The 21,880-nt window shown below is 74.2% G+C and carries 17 protein-coding genes and 1 pseudogene; 14 read left to right on the top strand and 4 right to left on the bottom strand.

Features of this window, described 5'->3' with window-relative positions; all coding sequences use genetic code 11:
- Nucleotides 1-117: 117 nt before the first annotated feature.
- Nucleotides 118-774: a response regulator transcription factor gene (locus V5P93_RS17310; protein WP_104479868.1), complete on the bottom strand. Its 657-nt coding sequence runs from the start codon at nucleotides 772-774 to the stop codon at nucleotides 118-120.
- A complete protein-coding gene (locus tag V5P93_RS17305) occupies nucleotides 771-1,913 on the bottom strand; it encodes a sensor histidine kinase (RefSeq protein WP_104480003.1) in 1,143 nt (380 codons plus the stop codon). Before V5P93_RS17305 ends, V5P93_RS17310 begins: the two co-directional genes overlap by 4 nt.
- A gap of 163 nt (nucleotides 1,914-2,076) precedes the next feature.
- On the opposite strand from V5P93_RS17305, the gene V5P93_RS17300 reads away from it, so the two are divergent.
- Nucleotides 2,077-2,556 (top strand): DUF6326 family protein, encoded by a 480-nt coding sequence (locus V5P93_RS17300; RefSeq protein WP_104480002.1) that lies wholly within the window; start codon nucleotides 2,077-2,079, stop codon nucleotides 2,554-2,556.
- 157 nt (nucleotides 2,557-2,713) lie between these two features.
- Here V5P93_RS17300 and V5P93_RS17295 read toward each other — a convergent pair whose 3' ends face one another.
- The gene (locus tag V5P93_RS17295) at nucleotides 2,714-3,364 is read right to left on the bottom strand and encodes a TetR/AcrR family transcriptional regulator (RefSeq protein WP_181043552.1); all 651 of its coding nucleotides are present in this window, start codon (nucleotides 3,362-3,364) and stop codon (nucleotides 2,714-2,716) included.
- Between the two features lie 121 nt (nucleotides 3,365-3,485).
- Between V5P93_RS17295 and V5P93_RS17290 the strand changes: the two genes are divergently transcribed.
- The 13 genes and pseudogenes from V5P93_RS17290 (at nucleotide 3,486) to V5P93_RS17230 (ending at nucleotide 20,729) form a co-directional block, all read left to right on the top strand.
- A complete protein-coding gene (locus V5P93_RS17290; protein ID WP_104479866.1) occupies nucleotides 3,486-5,081 on the top strand; it encodes an MFS transporter in 1,596 nt (531 codons plus the stop codon).
- A gap of 107 nt (nucleotides 5,082-5,188) precedes the next feature.
- Nucleotides 5,189-5,585 (top strand): annotated as a pseudogene (locus V5P93_RS17285) (transposase); the annotation flags it as partial.
- Between the two features lie 14 nt (nucleotides 5,586-5,599).
- Nucleotides 5,600-5,827 carry a hypothetical protein gene (locus tag V5P93_RS17280; protein WP_146108068.1) on the top strand — a complete coding sequence of 76 codons (228 nt, stop codon included), beginning with the start codon at nucleotides 5,600-5,602 and terminating at the stop codon, nucleotides 5,825-5,827.
- Between the two features lie 616 nt (nucleotides 5,828-6,443).
- Nucleotides 6,444-6,695, top strand: coding sequence for an ammosamide/lymphostin RiPP family protein (locus tag V5P93_RS17275; protein ID WP_104479864.1), 252 nt, complete (start codon nucleotides 6,444-6,446; stop codon nucleotides 6,693-6,695).
- Nucleotides 6,692-8,494 carry a hypothetical protein gene (locus V5P93_RS17270; RefSeq protein ID WP_104479863.1) on the top strand — a complete coding sequence of 601 codons (1,803 nt, stop codon included), beginning with the start codon at nucleotides 6,692-6,694 and terminating at the stop codon, nucleotides 8,492-8,494. The genes V5P93_RS17275 and V5P93_RS17270 overlap by 4 nt, the downstream gene beginning before the upstream one ends.
- A gap of 4 nt (nucleotides 8,495-8,498) precedes the next feature.
- Complete coding sequence (locus V5P93_RS17265; protein ID WP_104479862.1) at nucleotides 8,499-10,889, top strand: lantibiotic dehydratase; 2,391 nt, start codon at nucleotides 8,499-8,501, stop codon at nucleotides 10,887-10,889.
- Complete coding sequence (locus V5P93_RS17260; RefSeq protein ID WP_104479861.1) at nucleotides 10,886-13,159, top strand: lantibiotic dehydratase; 2,274 nt, start codon at nucleotides 10,886-10,888, stop codon at nucleotides 13,157-13,159. The genes V5P93_RS17265 and V5P93_RS17260 overlap by 4 nt, the downstream gene beginning before the upstream one ends.
- Entirely contained in the window at nucleotides 13,156-14,529 is a 1,374-nt protein-coding gene (locus V5P93_RS17255) for a hypothetical protein (RefSeq protein WP_104479860.1), read from the top strand. Before V5P93_RS17260 ends, V5P93_RS17255 begins: the two co-directional genes overlap by 4 nt.
- The gene (locus V5P93_RS17250; RefSeq protein WP_281261664.1) at nucleotides 14,526-16,751 is read left to right on the top strand and encodes a lantibiotic dehydratase; all 2,226 of its coding nucleotides are present in this window, start codon (nucleotides 14,526-14,528) and stop codon (nucleotides 16,749-16,751) included. Before V5P93_RS17255 ends, V5P93_RS17250 begins: the two co-directional genes overlap by 4 nt.
- Nucleotides 16,748-17,932: a metallopeptidase TldD-related protein gene (locus tag V5P93_RS17245; RefSeq protein WP_104479859.1), complete on the top strand. Its 1,185-nt coding sequence runs from the start codon at nucleotides 16,748-16,750 to the stop codon at nucleotides 17,930-17,932. Before V5P93_RS17250 ends, V5P93_RS17245 begins: the two co-directional genes overlap by 4 nt.
- Nucleotides 17,925-18,980, top strand: coding sequence for a hypothetical protein (locus V5P93_RS17240; RefSeq protein WP_146108067.1), 1,056 nt, complete (start codon nucleotides 17,925-17,927; stop codon nucleotides 18,978-18,980). Before V5P93_RS17245 ends, V5P93_RS17240 begins: the two co-directional genes overlap by 8 nt.
- Nucleotides 18,958-20,043 (top strand): FAD-binding oxidoreductase, encoded by a 1,086-nt coding sequence (locus V5P93_RS17235; RefSeq protein ID WP_104479857.1) that lies wholly within the window; start codon nucleotides 18,958-18,960, stop codon nucleotides 20,041-20,043. The genes V5P93_RS17240 and V5P93_RS17235 overlap by 23 nt, the downstream gene beginning before the upstream one ends.
- Nucleotides 20,040-20,729 carry a VOC family protein gene (locus tag V5P93_RS17230; RefSeq protein ID WP_104480000.1) on the top strand — a complete coding sequence of 230 codons (690 nt, stop codon included), beginning with the start codon at nucleotides 20,040-20,042 and terminating at the stop codon, nucleotides 20,727-20,729. Before V5P93_RS17235 ends, V5P93_RS17230 begins: the two co-directional genes overlap by 4 nt.
- On the opposite strand, the gene V5P93_RS17225 is transcribed toward V5P93_RS17230, so the two are convergent.
- Nucleotides 20,684-21,874: an amidohydrolase gene (locus V5P93_RS17225; protein WP_104479856.1), complete on the bottom strand. Its 1,191-nt coding sequence runs from the start codon at nucleotides 21,872-21,874 to the stop codon at nucleotides 20,684-20,686. The genes V5P93_RS17230 and V5P93_RS17225 overlap by 46 nt on opposite strands.
- Between the last annotated feature and the right edge of the window lie 6 nt (nucleotides 21,875-21,880).

The following is a 21,880-nucleotide window of genomic DNA, read 5'->3' as shown; positions in this document are numbered from 1 at the left end:
AAAGCACTGGTGCCACAGGGCATCGGCGCTTGAGCGGCGCCACCGGCCAACCGACGTCAGGTGCGTCGACTGGTCCACCGAGCGCGGACCGCCGCCACCCGGGCGGGAACCCTCCGCTCAGTCCCCCGCCCGGCCGGTGTCGTACGCCCACATCGCGATCTCGACCCTGTTCCGGGCGCCGAGTTTGCTCAGCAGGCTGGCGACGTGGGTCTTGGCGGTCGTCAAGCCGATGTACAGCTCGGCGGCGATCTCGGCGTTCGTGCGGCCGCGGGCGACCAGCGTCAGGACCTCCTCCTCGCGGTCGGTGAGCGGCTCGGTCGGTTGGATCCGTCGGCTCGACGGGTCCCTGCCCGCGAGGGTGGCCAGCAGCCGCCGGGTGACGTTGGGGGCGATCAGGGCGTCGCCGACGGCGGCGGCGTGCACGGCCTGGACGAGCAGCGCCTGCCCGGCGTCCTTGAGCAGGAAGCCCCGGGCGCCTGCCCGGAGCGCGCCGTGGACGTACTCGTCGAGGTCGAACGTCGTGATCACCACCACCGCGATCGGGTCCGGGACGCCCCGGCCCGCGAGGAGCCTGGTGACCTCGATGCCGTCGAGCCCGGGCATCTGGATGTCGACCAGGCACACGTCGGGGCGGAGCCGGTGCGCCAAGTCGACGGCGGCGTGGCCGTCGGCGGCTTGGCCGACGACCTCGATGTCGGGCTGCGCGTCGAGGATCATCGACAGGCCGGTGCGCACCAGGTCCTGGTCGTCGGCCACCAGCACGCGCACCGTCATCGGCGGACCCCCGTCGGCAGTTCGGCGTCGACCGCCCACCCGCCGTCGGGCGCGGGCCCGGCGCGCAGCGTGCCGCCGAGCAGCTGCACGCGCTCGGTCATGCCCAGCAGCCCGAAGCCGTGGTCCACCGACCGTGCCGGGTCGATCCGTCCGTCGTCGGTCACGCGTAGTCGCAGCCTTCCCGCGTCCTCCACCACCCGGATCTCCACACGCGAGGCGTCGCGGGCGTGGCGCAGGGCGTTGGTCAGCGCCTCTTGCCCCAGCCGGTAGACCGCCGCGTCGACCTGGGGTGGAAGTTCGTCCAGGTCAGCGGGCAACTCCACGTCGATGACCGGGATCGGGGCGCGGCGGGCGAGGGACACCAGGTCGGCGACGCCTGCCCGGGTGCCGTACTGCGCGGGCGCGCCGTCCCGCAACACCCGGACCATCGCCCGCATCTCCGCGAGCGTCCGCGACGCTTCCCCCTCGATGGCCGCCAACGCGTCGAGCGCCGCCGCGGGTCGCTGCCCGGCCATCGCCCGGCCCGCCTGCGCCTGCACGGCGATCGCCGAGACGTGGTGGGCGACGATGTCGTGCAGTTCGCGCGCGAGGCCGACCCGCTCCTGGCCGCGGCTCTGCGCCAACGCCCGGCGCCAACTCTCGGCGCGGTAGCGCAACGCCGCCCCACCCGCCGCCGCCGACGCCAGGACGGCGATTCCGCCGATGGCGTCGGGCGGCCCGATGTGGTCGGCGGCGGAACCGATGACCGCGGCCACCGCCACCACCGCCAGCCCGATCACGATCTCGCGCCCCGAGCCCCAGCGGACCAGCGCGTAGACGAGCACCAGGATGTAGGTCATCGTGTCGAGGCCCACGGTGGGCGCCCCGCCCAGCAGGCTCGCCAGTCCCAACGCCATCGCCGTGCCGAAGGCCACCACGACGCAGGCCAACGGGTGGGTACGCCGCCACAGCAGCACCGGCGCGAGTCCGACCGCCACGGCCGTCGCCACCGGCCGCCAGGCGATGTCGTCGCGGAGGACCCCTTCGAGCAGCGCCGCCACGATCGACACCCCGACCAGCAGCCAGTCGCGCGACACCCGCCCGGGAGCGTCCACGGCGCGGGGCTCGGTCCACAGCGAACTCAGGGCGTTGGCGGTCACCCACACAGCCTAGAGACCACCGGCGCGTCGGGGACCGACCGAAAGAACGAGACGCCGCTTCCTCCCCACGGATGAGGAGGGTCCGACCTCGACGCCGATGTGCCCGCCGCCGGGCTCGGCGATCGTTGACCCACCGATCCGCACCACGACAACGGAGCCCGCGATGAGCACACGCCACCCCACCACGACCACCCTGGAAGACCCGCGGATCCCGGTGCGGGCCAAACTCGCCGCGGCGTGGACGAGCTTCATGTTCCTGTACGCCTACGTGGACATCATCGCCTTCTTCAAACCCGGCGTCATCGCCGACATCCAGGTCGGCGTCGTCTGGGAGTTCGCCGTCAGCCAGACGTTGTTGACCACCTTCGTCGCGCTCATGGCGATCCCGATCTTCATGATCGTGCTGTCGATGACCCTCCCCACCCGGGCCAACCGCGTCACGAACCTCATCGTCGCCTCGGTACAGGTCCCCTACGCCGCGTTCAACCTGGTAGGCGAGTCCTGGACGTACTTCTACGGCCTCGGCGTCACCCTGGAGGTGCTCCTGCTCGGCTACATCGTGCGATGCGCCTGGACCTGGCCCCGCACCACGGCGTCGACGAGCCCGGACCGTGGAACCGTTCGCGCTCAGCAGCGAGCGTGAACTGCCGGGAAGCCCGGTCGAGCAAGGCCATCTGGCGGACTCCAACGCCAGCCGCCAGAGTGTCCACTGTGGTCCCTTGATCGTCGCCCCACAGCGGGCGCGCGACAGTGCGTCGACAGTGGACATTCAGCATCACCACCCCGGGGCAGGCGGGGTGTCAGGTGGTGGGCGGTACCCCGAGCAGGGCTGCCAGCGCGCGCAGGACGATCGCGCGGACCTTCGGCGGGTCGTAGTAGTCGTGGTCCAGGACGCGGGGGATGATGAGGCCTTCGAGGATGCCGTTGAGGACCGTGACGAGGTCTACGGGGTCGCTGTCGGTGGTGAAGTCGCCGCGATCGATGCCTGCGCGGATGGCGGCCACGAACGGCTGGCGGTAGCGGTCGCACAGGACCGCGCCGACGTCGCGCAGCTCCGGGTCCCTGGCGCAGGCGTGCCAGAACTCGAGCAGCATGCGGCCGGTGACCCGGGCTTCCGGGTCCAGGGCGCGGTCGACCAGGGCGGTCAGGGTCCGCCAGGGCGGGTCGTCCGGGCCGACCACGGCCTCCATCGCGCTGACCTCGCGCTCGGTGGACCGGTGCAGCGCCTCGATGAGCATGTCCTCGTGCGAACCGAAGTGGAACTGCAGGGTGCTCACCGCGACCTTGGACACCTTGGCCACGTCGGTGAACCTGGTCCGGTCGTACCCCCGGTCGGCGATCACGGCGATCACGTGGTCGAGCACCTCGTCGCGCCGCTTGCCACCCGCGCGCCTGCGCAGCGGGTAGGCACTGCCCGCCGCCGGACCTGGTGCTGTCGTGCCCGAGCTCATCCGAACGAGTCTAGGACGGCGCACCCTCCCGAGCCAACCCGCCGTACGGTACGGTCCAACCGTATTTCGATACAGTCGTTCGTACCGTAACGGCATCCCGACTCTCGGCGAGGTTTGGTTCATGACCGAAGCACCTGTTCCACCCCCCGCGGCCGACCCGGTCAGCGGGACCGCGACCCGACCGGCGACCGACCGCCGCTGGCTGGTGCTGGCGTTGATGTGCAGCGGTCTGCTGCTCGCGGCGATGGACAACACGATCCTCAACGTGGCGCTGCCCGCGATCGCCGAGTCGCTGCGCCCCGGCGCGACCGGGTTGCTGTGGATCGTCGACAGCTACTCGCTCGTCGTCGCCGGGTTGCTGGTGACCGCGGGCACCGGTGCCGACCGCTTCGGGCGCAAGCGGTTCTTCCTGCTCGGTCTGGCCCTGTTCGGCGTCGCGTCGCTGGTCGCCGCGTTCGCGGGCTCGGTCGCGGTGCTCATCGCGGCCCGGGTGCTGCGGGCCGTCGGCGGGGCGATGATCATGCCCGCCACGCTGTCGATCATCCGCACGGTGTTCACCGACCCGCGGGAGCGCGGCGTCGCGATCGGGCTGTGGTCGGCCACGGCCGCGGTCGGCTCGGTGATCGGGCCGATCGTCGCGGGCGCGATGCTGCGGGTGTTCTGGTGGGGCTCGGTGTTCCTGGTCGGGCTCCCGGTGGTCGTCGTCGCGCTGCTCCTCTCGGCGCGGTACGTCCCGGAGTCCCGGGACCCGTCGCCGGGGCGCTTCGACCCGATCAGCGTGGTGCTCTCGATGGGCGCGGTGCTCGGCGTCGTCTTCGGCATCAAGGAACTCGCCGGGCACGGGATCGGCGCGCCGACCGCGGTGCCCGCGCTGGCGCTCGGGCTGGTCCTCGCCTGGGTCTTCGTCCGGCGGCAGGGCAAGCTGGCGCACCCGCTGCTCGACCTCTCGCTGTTCCGCGCGCCCAGGTTCACCGCGGCGACCCTGGCCGTGCTGCTGTCGTTCTTCGGGTTCTTCGGGCTGCTGTTCTTCCTGGCGCAGTACTTCCAGATCCTGCGCGGGTTCACCACGCTGCAGACCGGTCTGTGGCTGCTGCCGATGGCCGTGGCCAGCCTCGTCGCCGCGCCGCTGACCGAGAAGATGGTGCGGAACTGGGGCACCCGCCTGACCCTGAGCGGCTGCTTCGGGGTGATCGCGGTGTCGTTGGCCGTGCTCTCGCTGATCGGCGCCGACGTGCCGGGCTGGGTGGTCGACGGGGCGATCGTGGTCGGCTTCATCGGGGTCGGGTTCGGCGCCAGCGTCGCGGTCACCTCCGGGTCCCAGGCGATCATGACCAGCGCCCCGCCCGCCCGCGCGGGCGGGGCCGCGGCCATCCAGGAGACCTCGTTCGAGCTCGGCGCCGGACTCGGTGTCGCGCTGCTGGGCAGCATCATGGCCGCGGTGTTCGGGAACGAGCTGGCCGCGACCACGGTGGTGGCCCCCGCGGTGGCCGAGACCGCCGCCCAGTCGCTGCCGCTGGCCGCGCTCACCGCGGCGGAGATGGGCGCCGCGGGCGAACCGCTCATGGCCGCGGCGCGGGCGGCGTTCCTCTCGGGCATCTCGGTGGCCGCGCTGGTCGGGGCCGGGGTGATGCTCGTGACCTCCGTGCTCACCGCGCTCTGGCTGCCCAACAGGGCGGCAGAACGGGCCGAGGCGGCGGCAAGTCCGGGAGGTTGGTGACAACCGCCCGCACTCTGGGGCCGTGTAAGTGGCGTGGGGCCGTGGCGGGGTGTGGCCGCCCGGCCCCCGTCTCGTGTGGCTGATCCTGGTTGGGGGTGATCGGTGTCGTGGTCGATGCCTTGTCGGCGCGGTTGGTGCCGGACGCGTTGTGGGAGTTGGTCGAGCCGTTGGTCCCGGGGTTCGCCGCGCGCCCCCAGGGTGGGGGGACGGCGGGGTTGAACGACCGGGTGGTGTTCACGGCCGTCGTGTACGTGCTGACCAGCGGGTGCGGGTGGCGGGAGTTGCCGACGCGGTTCGGGGTCAGCGTGCCGACCGCGCACCGCCGGTTCGCCGCGTGGACCAAGGCGGGGTTGTGGAAGCGGATCCAGCACGCGGTGCTCGACCGGCTCGGTGAGCGGGAGCTGCTGGACTGGTCGGCGGCCGTGGTCGCCGCCGCGGCGATCCGGGCGGAACAGGGGCTCGCCGACCGCTCCGGGTCCGATCGCCCGGACCAAGAACGCATCCCATTCCGCCGCTGATTGGTCGAGCGGATTGATCGAGCGGGCGTCGCGATCCACACCGGCGTTGTTTCCACCTGCGCGTACGCCGGGGGCGGCGCCGCGATAATCATTTCGACTTCACCGCACCGCCACATCGCGCTCGCGCCCGCCTGCTCGACAACCGCACCACATGAGACCGGCTATACGGGGCAAAACAGGGCGTTGTTTCTTTTTGTCTACCATCGGCTGCGCATGGAAATCTTCTGACGATCCGCCGACTCGGTACATCCCAGCCTTTTAATCAAGGCAGCTTAATTCGTCGATCGCTTAATTCGTCGACCTGCGTACAGGGCCGCTTCGCACGGCCGTTGACACCGCTGGCAATTGACCGATTCGCGCGCCGCACGACCCGGTTCCCAGCACACAACGGGCCGTTTCGGGACGTTCGACCCTGGCTCGCTCGTTCCGATTGTGCTTGATTCGCCTCAAGTGGCGCGCTACTCGGTTCGGCCGATCGCGGCTTGGTCTGTCCGCCGGAATCCGCTGAGCCGATGATCGACTTTGGGCGGAAATAGGCGCGAGTGTCCGGATGAAATGGCCGTAATACCAGAGAATCATCGGTCGATGCGGGCAATGTTGGTTCCCTTTCGGGCAGCCGATCACATCGGCCAAAGATAACGCCGTTCGGGAGCAGTTCCTCACCCAGGCATTCGCGGTTGCCGAGCGGCAGTTTGCTTGACGGCCCGAGAGGTGGCTCCATATGCTGCACCCAGGGGAGCTTCTGGATGCCCATCATCGATTAGTTGTATTTCTCCAACTGCACCCCATTGCCTGCGCGCCTTTGTGGACTTCTTGTATTTCGCCGACACGGACGGGAGCCGTCATGTCCGAGCAACAGACCTCACCCGGGGCCCCGGAGCACAGCGCCGACCAGCCGGACGGGGGTGCGCCCGGCCCCGACCTCGGTGTGCTGGCCACCGCCCCGGAGCAGGCGGCCGAGCCCGCGGGCAGCGAGGCGGCCGAGGCGGCCGAACTGGAGGACTTGGACGACCTCGACGATGTCGACTTCGACCTCGACGAGGTCGAGAACAAGATCGCCCCACTTGCTCTCGCGTGGATCGGCCCCCGCCGATGACCGTCTCCCTCCAGCCCGACCGGGGGGTGTCCCTCGGGTCGGGTGCCGTCGAACTCGACCTCGACTACGGCCCGGCCGCCTCCTACACCGGCCTGCGCTACGCGCTGTCGGCGCTGCGCGCCGAGGGAGCGACCTTCGGTGACCTCCCGGCCCGCCACGGGGCCGAGTGGGCCCAGCTGTTCCCCGGCGAGTGCCCGGACGCCCCGGTGCTGGACGACATCGCGCTGGCCGCGTCCGAACGGCGGCTGCACCGGGAGAGCGAGCAGGTCTACCGCGTCCTGTCGGTCGCGGCGACGGCGCTGTGCGCGGCGTCGGTCGAGCTCGACCGTCCCGTCCTGCTCCGCGGCGCGGGCGGGACCGACCTCTCCTCCTTGCGCGGGGTCATGCTCGCCGTGGAGCGGGCCGGTGTCACCCCGGGTGCCCGACTCGGTCTGGTCGACCCGCGCAAGATCCGGATCCCGGCCGGGCCGCACGCCGACTACCGGCACGAGCGGGCCCGCTGCCTGCGCCGGGCGGGTGTCCCGGTCGGGGTCGACGACCTCGAGTTCGACCTCGCGGGCCTGCCGGACACCGCGTTCCCGCCCGCGTCCCGCGAGGGCGAGCTGTACTTCGTGGCGACCGACCCCGACACCGCCAGGGTCGACCGGCTCGCCGCGGCGCTGGCCTACGCCAGGTGCGCGTTCTTCTCCGCCAATTGGGAGGGGATGGCGATCGTCGCCAAGGCCGCGGTCGGGCTGCTGCGCGGGCTGCCGGACGCCGCCGTCCCGGAGGTGCTGGCCCGGTCCCGGACCGCGGACGGCCTCGCCGAGGCCATCGAGTTCGAGACCGTCGTGCTGCGCGGGGTCGACGACCTGCGCGCGTTCCTGCTCAAGGTGCTCGGCATCCAGGCCGGGTTCCGCGGCGACCAGGACGCCGCGCTCGGCTACTTCCGCGCCATGCGGGCCGACGCCCCCGGGCTCTCGCCCGAGCTGCTCGCCCAGTCCCACCTGTACACCGCGCTGACCCTGTCCAAGCGCAAGCTCCGCCTCGCCGAGGCCGTCGCCGAGCTGGACCAGGGGTTCGCCGCGGTGCGGGCCACCGACGGCGAGCCGGACAGCGTCCGCCGGGAACGCGGCTGGCTGCACAACCTGCGCGGCCTGACGCTGTTCGCCGAACGCAGGCTGGTCGCCGCCTTCGAGCACGAGAAGCAGGCACTGGCCTGTCTCGACGGTCTCACCGACGCGAGCTCGGCGCACCTGCGGATCAACCTCTACTCCAACATCTCCGTGCTCCAGGAGAAGGCCGACAAGACCGACTCCGCGCTGGCGACGTGGGAGAAGTTCAAGCAGGCCACCGGATCGGCCAACGCCGGGTTCGGCAAGCACCACTCGTACCGGGCGGGCGGGCTGCGGCTGCGGCTCGGTGACACCGCGGGCGCGCTCGCCGACCTCGACAACACGCTGGCCGGTGCCGCCGCCCTCACCGACGACTTCCACGAGTGCGAGGTCCGCCTGGAGCTGGGCACCTGGCACGCCCGCCAGGGCGCGACCGCGGTCGCGGGCGAGCACTTCGAGCTGGCCGAGGCCGCCGCGCGGCGGGTCGGCGACCCGTACCGGATCGCGCTCGCCCTGGCGGGCACCGGCGCGGTCACCGGGCGGGAGACCGGGGTCGCGGAGACCGCGGCGCTGAGCACCACCCACCCGGACCGGGCCGCGGCGCTCGCCGGGGCGGTCGCCGCGGGCAGTGCCGTGCTCGACCTGCTGCCCGTCCCGCGCACCAAGCTCAACCGGCCGTTCGACCAGATCAACTTCCAGGACTGAGCCCATGAGCGACCACCCAGGCTGGCTGCTCTACCCCGGAGTCCTGTTGCGCCGCGCGGGTTTCGGGGTGTCGATGGTCGCCGCGCTCGCCGACCCGGCGACGGCGGAGGCGTTGTCCCGCTACCGGGAGCCGCTGCTGGCGGCGGACCGGGCGCGCGCGGACCTGCTGGCAGGCACCGCGGAGCTGGTCGGGCGCACCAGGGACCGCGACCAGCTCCGCGCGTTGTCCAAGCTCCGGGCGAAAGCGGGCCGGGGCGCCGACCTCGGCGGGCTCACCGTCGCCGAGCTGGCCGAGCCGATCGCCCGCTACCGCCGGACCCTGGCCGACCGCCTCGCCGCCGAGGAGCGGCTGGGCGAGGTGCTCGCGGCCGAGCGGCACGGGCGGTCGGCCAGGGTGCGCGCGGTGCTCGCCGACGACCGGGTGCTGGACGCGGTGCTCCAGCTCTCCCCGTCGTTCCACGACGAGGTGCTCCGGTTCGCCGCGACCTCGGGCGCCCCGGGTGACCGGGCCAAGGACCGGGCGTTCTACCGGCGGGTCTACCTCTACGCGCAGCGGTTGGGCGCGAAGAACGAGACCACCAGCTTCTTCGGGCCGCTCGTGCACGGCCGGGTCGACCCGGCCGCGTCGGGCATCGAGCTGGGACCGGCGACCGGGTCCGGTGTGGTCGCGCTGTCGGCGACGGTCGCTTTCTGGGCGGTGTGCGAGTTGGCCGCCGCCATCGGCGCCGACCCGTCGGTGGTCGACCGGCTGCCGGTGGGCTGGATCCCCGCCTGCGGGCGCGCGGCCGGGTCGATCCGGTTGCCGGACGGCCGGGCCGTGCGCCTGCCCGGGTGGCAGGGCGACCTCGTCGCGGCCATCGACGGCGAACGCCGGGTCCTCGACCTCGCCAGCCTCCTCGACCGGCCGGTGCCGGAGGTGGTCGGGGCGCTGCGGCGGCTGCGCCAGGTGGGCGCGGTGCGGCTGTGGCCGGAGCCGCCGTCGACCACCCCGGCCCCGTTGGACTGGCTCGTCGACTGGGCCACCCGGTGGCTGCCCGACACCCGGTGGCCCCGGGTGCTCGGGGAGTTGCGGGACCTGGCCGACGACTTCGCCGCCGCCACCGACCACCGCCAGCGGGCCAAGGCGCTCGACGCGGTGGAACAGCGGTTCACCGAGATCACCGAGGTCGACGCGCGGCGCGCGGGCGGGCGCATGTACGCGGACCGCACCGTGGTGTCCCTCGACGCCGCCGGGGACCAGTCGCCGGTGCTGGTCGGCGGCGACGTCGCCGACCACTGGCAGCGGGGGCTGGCCCCGGTGCTCGACCTGGCCACGGCCTTCGGCACGCGCAACCGGGACGCCGCCAACGGGTTCTGCCTCGGTGTCCTGCGCGCGGCCGGGGTCGACCGCATGCCCTACGACGAGTTGATCGCCAGGGTCGGCGAGGCCGTCGCCCACGGCGAGCCAGCGGCACTCACCGAACCGGCCAGGGAACTCGCGGCCCGCTACACCGACCTGGTCCGCGCCGCGCTCGACGGGGACGAGGCGGTGCTCGACCCCGCCGCGCTGGCCGCGCTCGGCGGACCGCCCGGGGCGGCCCCCGCGTTCGCCAGCCCGGACCTCATGCTCGAACGGGGGCCGGACGGCGTCGACACCCTCGTGCTCGGCGAGCTGCACCCGTACGTGTACGCCTGGGGCTCCCAGGGGCTCTTCCACCCCGACCAGCAGACGCTGCTGGCCGGGTTCACCGACGACCTGCGGCCGTGGGGCGGGGCCGACCGGCTGGCCACCGTCATCCGGCGCAGGCGGCACAAGGGGCTGGTGGCCGACTGGTTCCCCGGCCGGTTCGTGGAGATCACCGCGCACGCCACCGACCAGCGGGACCGCGCCGTCGCGCTGACCGAGGTGGAGGTGGTCGCCGACGGCGACCGGGTGCGCCTGCGCGCGGGCACCGGGGACCTGGTGCTCTACGCGGGCGAGGACGACCACGTGCACCTGCGGGCGTTCGCCGCCCCCGCGCCGTCGCTGCCGATGGTGCGCTTCGGCGACCTCGCCCCCCGGATCGTGGTGGGCGACGTGCTGGTGCAGCGGGCCAGGTGGTGGTTCGACCGGGCCGACCTGGCCATGGACCGGGTCCGGGACACCGACGCCACGGTCCGGGCGGTGCAGCGGCTGCGGGTCCGCCATGGCGTGCCCCGGTTCTGCTTCGTGCACGTCGCCGACGAACCGAAGCCGGTCGGGGTCGACCTGGACAACCCGCTGGCGGTGGACGCCGTGGTCGCGCTGGTGGCGGCGTCGACGGCGGGGACGGTGTCGGTCGCGGAGATGCGCCCGGCCCCGGACCGCCTGTGGCTGCGCCGCGACGGCGAGCCGACCACCTCGGAGTTCCGGCTCGCGATGAGAAGGACACGATGACCGAACAGGCATGGACCCCCGGCGGTCCGAAGTCGGTGGCCGAGGTGCCGTGGCGCCTGCTCCCGGTGCTGGTCCTGCGCAGCGCGGGATTCCCCTGGCAGCTCGTCGAAGGGCTCGCGCACCACGCGTGCGCCGAGGTGCTCGGGGAGATCCTGGAGGTCACGCGGTCGGCCCACGCCCACGGCGCGACCCTGCGCCCGGTCGGAAACCTGTCGAGGGGGCTCAAGAGCAAGGTGCGCAACCTGCGCCCCCTGCCGCCGTCCGAGGCGATCGACGAGGCGTGGCGGCAGGAGTGGAACCGGCTGACCGAGCATCTCGCGGCGCTGACCGAACGCGCGGAACTCGCGAACCAGGCCGACCGGGACCGGGTCGACGCCGAGATCGACCGGATCCGGCTCGACCCCAGGTTCGGGGACGCGGTGGTGTGCTCGTCGCCGTCGGTGTACCGCGACCTCGGCCGGGGCGCGAAGGGCTCTCGGCTGCGCAGGCAAATCGCCTCCTACGCGCAACGGCTGGCGACGAAGAGCGAGACGATGAGCTTCTTCGGTCCCATCAACTACGCCACGGTGTCCCCGGAGGTCCCCGGTCCGTCCACGTGGACCTGGTCGGGGCACCGGGCCATCCCGGCCCGGCAGGCCCACGTCGCGGCCAGGGTGCACGACGCGATCGCGGCCGCAGTCCTCGCCGACGACGAGCGCGTCGGCGGGCTGGTGCCGCGCCGCAAGACCGCGCTGCGCCCGGTCCGGGTCAGCGACCCGCGCTCGGCGCTGATCGACGCGGTCGACGGGGAGGCCACCGTGGCCGAACTGGCGCGGCGGTTGGGGCTCGACCTCGACCGGGTGGTCGCCGAGTTCCGGGCCGCGGTCGCCGCGGGCAGGCTGACGCACGACCTCGCCGCGCCCGCCACCGAGGTCGACCCGCTGCGCTGGCTCCGGTCGCGGGTGGACGGACCGGTGCTGGACCTGGTGGACCGGGTCCTCGCGCTGCTCGCCGACTACCCCGACGCCGACCCCGACCGCAAGCGCGGCATCCAGGACGAGATCCAGGCGGTCGTCCCGCCGACGGCGGGCCCGGCGTCGACGAGCCGGTTCTACAACGACCGCGTCATCGTGCACGAGGCCGCGGTCGGCACCGTCGAGATGAGCCTGCGGGGCGAGCTGGCCGCCGACCTCACCACCGCCGTCGCCCCGGTGCTCGACCTGCTCGCCCACGAGGCGGAGCTGACCACCCGGCTGACCAACCGGGCACTCGCCCGGCGACTCGGCCCCGGCCGCTTCCCGTTGACCTCGGTGCTGCGGTCGGGGGCGGACCTCGACATCGTGCCCGGCACCTGGTTGGCCGAGGCCGTCGACATCGACCCCGACGCGCCGGTGCTCGACCTCGCGGGCCTGGTGCCGCCCACCCGGGGCACCGAGCCGGTGCTGTGCTCGATCGACGTGCTCGTGGCCACCCCGGACCCGGCCGACTACCGGCCGGGGGTGACCCCGGTCGTGCTCGGCGACATCCACGACGCCGCGCTGCTCACCCCGTGGGCGTTGCAGTTCCACCCCGACCGGGACCGGGTCCTGCGCGAGCGGGACAAGGCCATCGTCGAGACCCTCGACGGGCGGACGGTGCTCAACGTGGTCTCCCGGCGCACCACCGGTCTGCCGCCGCTGGAGTTCCCCGGGATCGTGCTCGAACTCGGCGGCGGGGCGAGTGCGGGGCGCACCGCGATCGGCTTGGACCAACTCGTGGTGCACAGCGACGGCGAGCGGGCGGTGCTGCGCTCGCCGGAGCTGCCCGGCCGGGAATTGGCGCTGCACAACGGGGAACTCGACAGCGGCGTGCACACCGCGCTCGCCCTCCCCCGCATCCGCAGGCCGCGCCTGCCCGACGCGCCGCACCTGCCCCGGATCACCTGGGGCAACGTGGTGCTCTCCCGGCGGCGGTGGACCGTGGCCAGCGAGGCCGTCCTGGCCGTGCTCGGCCAAGCAGGCGAGCTGGACCGGTTGCGGGACATGCGCTTCCTCGCCGCGGAACACGGGTTCCCCGGCCGGGTCTTCGCCAAGTCGCCGAACGAGCGCAAGCCGGTCTACGTCGACCTGGCCAGTCCCGACCTGCTCAAGGGGCTCGAACGACTGGCCGCAACGGCGGCGGAGCTCGTCTTCTCCGAGGTGCTGCCCGCGCCGGAGGACGCCTGGCTGCGCGACGGGGACCTGCGGTTCCCGTCCGAGTTCCGGTGCGTCTACCTCAGGTCGGGGCGGCCCCGCGCGGAGGTGGCCGGATGAGGCTGGTCGTCGTCCCCCCGCTGATCGATCCGACGATCACCCCGGTCGTCGCCGACGACGACCGCCTCGTCGACCTCAACGAGCTGTTCCTGCGCCGGGTGCTCGCCCCCGAGGCGCTGGACGCGCTCGCCCGGCGGGTGCCGGAAGCGGACGCGGTGTTCGTCCGCGCCGCGGCCGCCGTGCTCGACCGCGCGGGTCGTCCCGACGAGGCCACGTTGCGCGCGCTCGGTCTGGTGCTGCGGGTGGTCTCCCGCACCGACCCCGCCCTGCGCCTCGCGGGCGACGACGTGGAACTGGTCGAGGGCAGCACCGAGTCCAGCGCCCACGTCGTCGCCGCCGCGGCGCGCACCCGGCTGTTCGACCAGGAGACCGCGGTGGCCGCCGGGCTCGACGGCCCGGTCCACCTCGTGGTCGAGACCGACCAGCAGTTGCCCGCCGCGGTGGCGGTCGTCGCCGTGGTCGGCGCGTCGAACGTGGTGCTGTGCGGTCGGTTCGCCCGCGCGCACCGCGCCGCCCTCGGGCGGGTGGCCGCGCTCGCCGGGGTCCGGTTCGCGGACTGGTCCCCCCGGTGGCGGCTGGGCGCGGCCTGGTCGCCGGAACCGGTGCGCTGGGCGCGGCACGCCGACGAGGTCGTCCCCGGGGACCGCTGGGCGGGCTGGCTCACCCCGGCGGATCTCGGGGCGGTGCCCGGGGCGGCGTGGTCGGACTGCGTCGGGCTCACCGTCGCGGCGACCCGCTGCGACGGTGACCTCCTCGTCGGCGCCGACGGCACCGCCGCGGCGGCACCGTTCCCCGCGCCCGCGGTCGAACTGCTCGTCGGTGTCCCCGGGATCGGCGTCGACGAGGTCACCGCCACCGCGGCGCGGCTCGCCGACGAGGGCAGGCTCGCCGGGATCGGCCCGTTCCGGCTGCCCGCCGGGGCCCCGTCGCACCGGCTCGGCCACCCCGTGGAGATCGACCGCTCCCCCGCGCACGACCTACCGCGGTGGACCCACGTGGTCGGCGGGCCCGCGGGCGACGGCATCGACCTCGCCGCGCTCGTCGAGCGGTTCGGTGCGCGCGTGCCGCTCTACCCGGGCCGGTTCGGCGCCTGCTGCCTGCGGGCCGGGACCCGGCCCCCGTGGGAGCCCGCCGCCGTCGTCGTCGACTCGACCCTGGTCAACCTGCGGACCGGGCGCGCGTTCGGGCTGCACCCGAGGCTCGCACCGCTGGTCCGCAGGCTCGCCGAGGGGGAGCGCGGGGCGCTGGACCCGCTGCCCGAGGCGCGGCGGACCACCTTGACCGATCAGCTCGAGCGGGCCGGGGTGCTGACCCCCGCCCGCCCGTCACCGGGCACACCGCTGCCCGCGGCACCGCGAGGTGAGTCATGACCCGACCCGGCCCGACCAGGGCCCCATCGCCCACCCCCGACGCGGCCCGGCCCCCGGACGGGAGCCCGCGCCAGTGGCGCCTCGGTCGTGAGTTCGTCCTGCGGCACGCCGGGTTCCCCTTCGACTGGCTGGTGGACCTCGGCGCGGACGAGGACCTGATCCGCCTCGCCGACGAGGTCGTCGACCACGAGCAGCGGCTGTCCGAGGCGCAGCGCGGCTCGGCCGCGGTGCACCGGGGCAAGGCGGAGCAGCTGCCCGCGACCCCGGCGGTCCGGGCCTGGGCCGAGGCGTTCGCCCGGTTCGCCGAGCGCTACGCCGACGCGGACGCCGAGGCCGGGCGCGGGCTCGGCCGGGTGCTGGACCGGCCGGAGGTCGGCGAGGCGGTCCTGCTGTCGAACCCGGACGCCTACCACAACATGCTGTGCCCGCTGCGCGCCCACGACGGCCCGCTGACCTCGAAGTGGCGTCGGGTGCGCAGGCAGATGTACACCTACGTGCAGCGGTTGTGCGCCAAGAACGAGACGGTCAGCTTCTTCGGGCCGATGGCGTACGGCAGCGTGGGCGAGCGCCGGGACCTGGTGGTCGACCGGCCCCGCACCCGACGGGTGTTCTGCGCGCACTGGGCGGCCAAGGCCATCGCCACCGCGATCGCCCGCGACCCGAAGATCCTGCCCGACCTCCGGTTCCACCCGACCGGGCGACCGGGCGAGCACAGTGAGCTGCTCGCGGTCGTCCCGCCGGGCGGTGCCACCTTCCGCGCGATCCGCGCCGCTGCGGGGCTGCGCGCCGCCGAGGTGGCAAAGGGACTCGCGGTCCTCGTCGCCGAGCAGCGGGTGTGCGTGGCGTTCGGGCCCGCGGAGTACGACGACGCGCCGCTGACGACGATGCTCGACCAACTCGCCGCGCTGCCCGCGTCGGCGGCCCGCGACAGCTGGGTCGAGCGGGTGGCGGGCTTCGAGCAGGTGCTCACCGACCTCGCCGAGGCCGACCTGGCGGGGCGGATCACCCTCGTGGCGACCGCCGAGCAGCGGTTCACCGAGCTGACCGGCAAACCCGCCCGCCGGGGCGCGGGCGCGGCCTACGCCGACCGGGCCGTGTTCTTCGAGGAGTGCTCCTCCCCGTTCGCGCTCACCGTCGACGCCGACCTCGTCGCCGGGTGGGAGAAGCGGCTGCACACCGCGTTGGAGGCGTGCGTCGGGCACGGCGCCGCGACCCAGCGCTCGGCCGTCGCCGCGGTCCGCCGCGACCACCCCGACGGCGAGTCGAACCTGCTCGACTACGCCGCCCGCGCCGCCGCGGCGCTCGCCGACGCGACCAGCACCCAGCAGGCGGGCCACGCCCCGGTGCACCTCCCGTCCGAAGTGGACGACATGGTCGCCGGGGCGGCCCGCGCGCCGGGCGACCGCTACGCCGTGGTCGACCTGTGCCCCGCCGCGGCGTCGGTCGACGGGTTCGACACCGCGGGTCTCGTGCTGTCCCGGGTCCACCACCACCTGCTCGTCGACAGCTGGCTCGCCACCATGCACCCGGACCGGACCGCCTTCGGGGCCGACGCGGCGGCGTGGGTCGCCGAGCAGCGCGGCGCGGTGGTCGGCCTCGACTTCGGCAGGCGCAACAAGGGCTACTACCGCTTCCCCGGACCCGAAGTGGCCATGCGCCCGCTGACCTGGGCCGACCTGCCGGACGGCGGCCCGATGCGCCCGTGGGACCTGCGGGTGTCGGTCGCCGAGGACGGCGTGCGGCTGAGCACCCCCGACGGCGCCGGGGTCCGGGCGTACGTCTCGTTGAGCGATTTCGTCAAGTACCCGCCCATGGCCGCGCTCGCGCACCCCCAGGTGCTGCACCCGGCGTTCGCCACCGACGCCGAGGTGGTCGTCGGCGACGTGGTGCTCCAGCGGGCCCGCCGCCGGGTGCCGACCCGGGGGTTCACCGCGCCGGAACCCCACGTGCGGTTCCTGCACCTGCGCCGGGTCGCCAGGGAACTCGGGTGCCGGTTCGTCTTCTGCCGCGGCGCGCACGAGCGCAAGCCCTACCTGCTCGACCTGGCCTCGCCGCTGGCCGCCGACCTGGTGGGCCACGTCGCCAGGGGCGCGGACACGCTCACCGTGGAGCCCATGGCCCCCGGTCCGGACCACCTCTGGCTGCGCGACGAGCAGGGGCACCGGTACACCAGCGAACTCCGCGTCCAGGTGATCGGGACCGAGTCGGGGGGTACGCCGTGAGCCGGGCGTTCGCCGAGCACACGCTCTGGGTCCGCCACCGCTGGCGCCCCGACGAGGAGGTCGACACCGACGCCGTCCGCACCAGGGGGGCGTGCGTGGAGACCGAGCGGGACGGGGTCACCGAACACCGCGTCGACGACGCCCCGGCACCGGGTTTCGCCGAGGTGTACGACCGTCCGCTGCGCGAGGTCGGCGCTGAGGAGGCCGCCGACCTCGCCGAGGCCGCGCGGCGGACCGGCGCGGAGATCACCGTCGGTGTCCGCCACCAGCACGTGGTCGCGGGCGACCCCGACGACCCGGGCCGCGCCGAGCGCCGGATCGCCTCCACCGAGGTCCGGGTGTACGAGTCCGACGGCACCAGCCACGCCGCGGTCACCCTGCGCGTGACCGCGGACGTCGACCCGCTCGCCGACCAGGTCCGGTCGCGGCTGGCCCTGCCGCGGGCGGGGGAACTGCCCGCGGGCGCGGACCTGGTGCTGCCGCCGGGGCTGGCGGGCTCGTTCTTCCACGAGGTCGTCGGCCACCCGATGGAGGCGGACGTGGTCGCGTCGGGCACCAGCCACCTCGGCGGCCCGGCCGGTCGCGTCGTCGCGCCGTGGTGGCTCACCGTCGCCGACGGCGCGACCACCGCCGCGGCGGGCTACCGCAGCGAGGTCGACGACGAGGGCACCCCGTGCCGCGAGGTCCGGCTCATCGACGCGGGGCGCGTCGGCGAACCGATGACCGACCGGGCGCTCGCGGCGCGGCTGGACCTGCGCCCGTCCGGGCACGCGCGGCGGCAGAGCTACCGCGCGGTGGCGATTCCGCGGATGACCCACACGCACGCCAGGGTCGACCCCGGCGCGGACCTCACCGCGCCGGACGGCGACTGGATCGCCGCGCACGGGCTCAAGCTGCTCATGATGAACATCGCCACCGGGGAGTTCGCCTTCCGGGTGTCCTTCGCGGTGGCGCACCTGCGGAACGGGACGGCGCGCAGGTGCGGCCCGTTCGAAGTGCTCGGTGACGCCTCGCGCGCGCTGCGCGGACTCCAGCCGCACACCCACGAGAGCGGGGAGTACGGCAGGGTCACCGGCGGCTGCGGCAAGCTCGGCCAGTTCCCGGTCCCGGTGACCTTCGCCAACGCGGGCGTCCGGTTGCCGTCGGGCACGGTGGCGCTGCGGGAGGTGGCCCGTGGCTGAGTCCACACTGGACCTTCCGGTGCCTCGCACGTCCAAAGAGGACATCTCGGGGGTGGACCTGGTGCGCACCAACGTCTCCGGGCTGCTGACCCCCGCCCCGCGCCTGCCGCGCGTCGCGGTGTCGGCCGAGTCGATCGGGTTGACCGTCGTGGACGGCACGGTGATCGGCTCGCGGCGGCTGACCGACCCGCCGGGGCGGCGCGAGGCCGTCGAAGCGACCGTCGGGCTGCTGCGCGGGGTCGGCGCGCACGCGGAAGCCACCGGGGCGCGGCTGCAGAGCGTCATCGCCGACCTCGTGCGCGACCACGGCCCGGACGGGACCCCGCGCCGGTCGGGCACCCGCCTGCTCGCCCGGGTGGAGACCGCGGGCGGGCCGGTCCTGCTCGGCACCGCCACCGGGGGCGACACGGCACGGCTGCCCCTCGCCGGGCTCGCGGACCTGCCGGACCGGATCGACCGGATCGACCGCGTCGGGTCGCTCGACCGGCTGCGGGACCGGCCGCTGGTGCTGTGGCCGTCGGTCGCCGTCGTGCTCGTCGCGGGCCTGGTGTTCTCCCTGACCTCGACGCGGGGCAAGCACAACGCCGCGCGGCTGGCCGGGCGCCGGGTGCTGCCCCCGCTCACGGTCGTCGCCGAGGGCACCACCCTCGTCGACGCGGGCGTGCTCACGGCGCCGACCTGGGTCGGCCCCGTGCAGTGGGACCACGACGCCGGTCGGGAGGTACCGGACCCGGTCCTGACGCTCTCGGCGCGCGGCGCGGACACCGAACGACCCGACGACGCCGTGGACCTCGTGTGGTGCGTGGAGGGGCTCTCGCGCTACCACGCCGACGGCACGGTTCGGCTGCGCTGCCTGGCGAAGGCGGACGGGCGCTGGAGCGCGCTCACCCTCGCGGGCAAGCCGATCCACCTACTGCGGCACCTCACCGGTTTCACCGGTCCACAGGAGACCGTCTACACCGACAGTGTCGTCACCACGAAGGCGCTGGTGCTCAACCGCGCGCGGACAATGGAGGAGCAGGGGCATGGCCGAATCACCGAGGACTGACTTCGCCGTCGTCGGCGGGGGGATCGTCGGCGCGTGCGTGGCCGAGGAACTGGCCGCGCGCGGTGCCTCGGTCGTCGTGCTCGACGCCGGGGAGCAGCCGGGGCACGCCACCAACCAGGCCGCGGGGGTCGCGGTGCCGTCCCTGCGCTACCTGTCCGACCCGGACTTCCACGCGTGGCTGACCGCGGCGAAGACCCGGCTCGACGCGGACGTGCTGCGGCTGGAGCCGGAGTACGGCGCGTTCAGCGTGACCCGGCCGATCCTGCGGGCCCTGCGCGCGGAGCACGTCGAGCAGTTCGGCGACCGGCTCGCCGATCCCGACCTCGGGCGGTGGCTGTCCGCCGCGGACGTCGCGGAGACCGGCCTGACGCTGCCCGCCGGGCGCCGGTACCTCATGGACGAGCGGGGGCTGATGGTCGACGGCCGCCGCTACCTGCTCGCGGTGCGGCGCCGCTGCCTCGCCGAGGGCGTGCGCTGGGCGCAGGACAGCCTCGTGCGCTACATCGACGAGCGGCCCGGGGAGGCGTTGGCGCACACCAGGACCGGGGTCGTCCGCGCCGAGCGGGTGGTGGTGGCCGCGGGCGCGTGGTCCAGCGTCGCCGGACTGGCCGAGGGAACCGGGATCGGGCCGCAGCGCGGGCAGATGGTCGTGCTCGACGCCGACGCCGAACCGTCCCACATCCTGTCGTCGGCGTTCTACCTCGCCCCCGGCGTCGACGGTCGGGTCATCGTCGGTGCCACGGAGGAGAACGTCGGCTACGACGAGCGGGTCACCGCCGAGGGCATCGCCCGGTTGCTCATGTTCGCCACCGCGGCGATGCCCGACCTCGGTCGGGCACGACCGGTGGAGCTGCGGGCCGGGCTGCGCCCGGTCAGCGCGAGCGGCAAACCGGTGGTGGGGCGGGTACCGGGACGCGAGCGGGTCTACGTCGCGGCCGGGCACGCCGGGCACGGCCTGCTCTCGGCGCGGGCCACGGCGAGCGGTCTCGCCGCCGGGCTGCTCGACGACGACTGGGACGCGTTGCCGTACTCGCTGTGCCCCACCGAGGCGGTGGGCGCGTGAAACCGCGGATCGACCACGTGCTCCTCGGCGCCCGCACCGTCGAACCGGTGCGCGAGCTGCTGTGGGACCGCTACGGGTTCGGCCTCACCGACGGCAGCCCCAACCCCGACGGGACCGCGAGCTGGGTGGTGCCCTTCGACACCCCCGAGGTGCAGTACCTGGAGGTGCTGGTGGTCCACGACGAGAAGGCGTTGGCGGACAAGGACTTCGGCAAGCTCTTCCTGGAGCGCACCGCGCAGGGGCCCGCATTGCTGAACTGGGCCGTGCTGGTCGAGGACATCGAGGCGGTCGCCGCCGGGGTGCGGTCGCTGACCGGCGCGGACCCCGACCTCTACGCCGGGGAGTCGGTTCGCGCCGACGGCCAGGTCGTGCCCTGGGCCGAGGCCGCCTTCGCGCTGTCCTGGGAGAGCGGCGTGCTGCCGTTCTTCCTGCGCTACGGCAACGCCGAGGCGAGGGCCGCGCGGGTGCCCGCCGACCTGGCGGCGGCCGGGCACCGGGTGTGCCCCACCGCGATCACCGGTCTGCTCCTGGGTGCCGCGTCCGCGCACGACCACCTGACCGACCGGTGGCCGACGCTGGACGCGTTGCCGGTGCGGCACTCCCCCGCCGGGTCGGGTCCCGGCGAGGGGCCGCTCGCCGTTCAGATCTCCACAGTGGACGGTCCGGTCACCCTGGAGCTGCCGTGATCGATCAACCGCTGCCGGGTCTCGTCGTCGGTCGCCGCGGCCACCGCGGTCCTGGCCAGCGCCAGGGCACCGTGCACCACCGCGCGGTCGGCCGACGGGCCCACGCAGGCCGCGGCGAACTCGGGCTGGTGGTTGACCGCCCCACCCGCGTCGATGGCGATGCTGGGGTGCAGGCTCGGGACCACGCGGCTCACGTTGCCCATGTCCGTGCTCCCGGTCGGCATGGTGCGCTCCACCTCCACCGGGGCCAGGTGCCTGCCCAGGTCCGCGGCCACCGCGCGGTAAGCCGAAACCAGGAACGGGTCGTGCGCCAACTCCGCGTAGGCGGGCTCCGCGACGACCTCGTGGGTGGTGCCGGTGGCCACCGCGGCGCCCTCGAAACAGGCCAGCACCCGGTCCCTGAGCCTGCCGAGCGACTCCATGTCCGGCGCCCGGAGGTTGTACTGCGCGCCGGTGTCGGCCGGGACGACGTTGGGCACCGTGCCCCCGTTGGTGACGATGCCGTGCGCGAGCTGGCCCGGCTCGAAGTGCTGCCTGCCCAGGCCGATCGCCACCTCGGCGACGGTGAGCGCGTCCGCCGCGTTGATCCCGAGGTGCGGGGCCAGCGCGGAGTGCGACTCCCGCCCGGTGAACCGGACCGCGAGGTCCAGCAGGGCGAGCGGGCGCGGCGCGCTGACGTCGTCCGGGGCCGGGTGCACGAGCATGGCCATCGACACCTCGTCGAACACGCCCGCCCGCAGCAGTTGGATCTTGCCGCCGCCCTGTTCCTCCGCCGGGGTCCCGATGACCAGCACGGTGATCCCGAGTGCCGCGGCGACCTCGCGCAGCGCCAGCGCGGCGCCGACCGACGCGGCGGCGATGATGTTGTGCCCGCAGGCGTGGCCGATCCCGGGCAGCGCGTCGTACTCCGCGCAGAGACCGACGGTGAGCGGGCCGTCGCCGAAGCGCGCGGTGAAGGCGGTGTCCAGACCACCGACCCCGGACTCGACCACGAACCCCTGCGCGGCCAGGAGTCCGCTGACCCTGGCCGCCGCGCGGTGTTCCTGGTAGGCGGTTTCCGGCTCGGCGTGGATGGCACGGGACAGCCGGACCACCTCGTCGGTGGCCCGGTCGACGGCGTCGGAGACGCGCGAGGAAACGCTCATGCGACT

Source organism: Actinokineospora auranticolor (assembly GCF_041897805.1).
Lineage (GTDB): Bacteria > Actinomycetota > Actinomycetes > Mycobacteriales > Pseudonocardiaceae > Actinokineospora > Actinokineospora auranticolor.
Note: the sequence above shows the minus strand (reverse complement) of the source record. Positions and strands in the feature narration are given on the sequence as shown.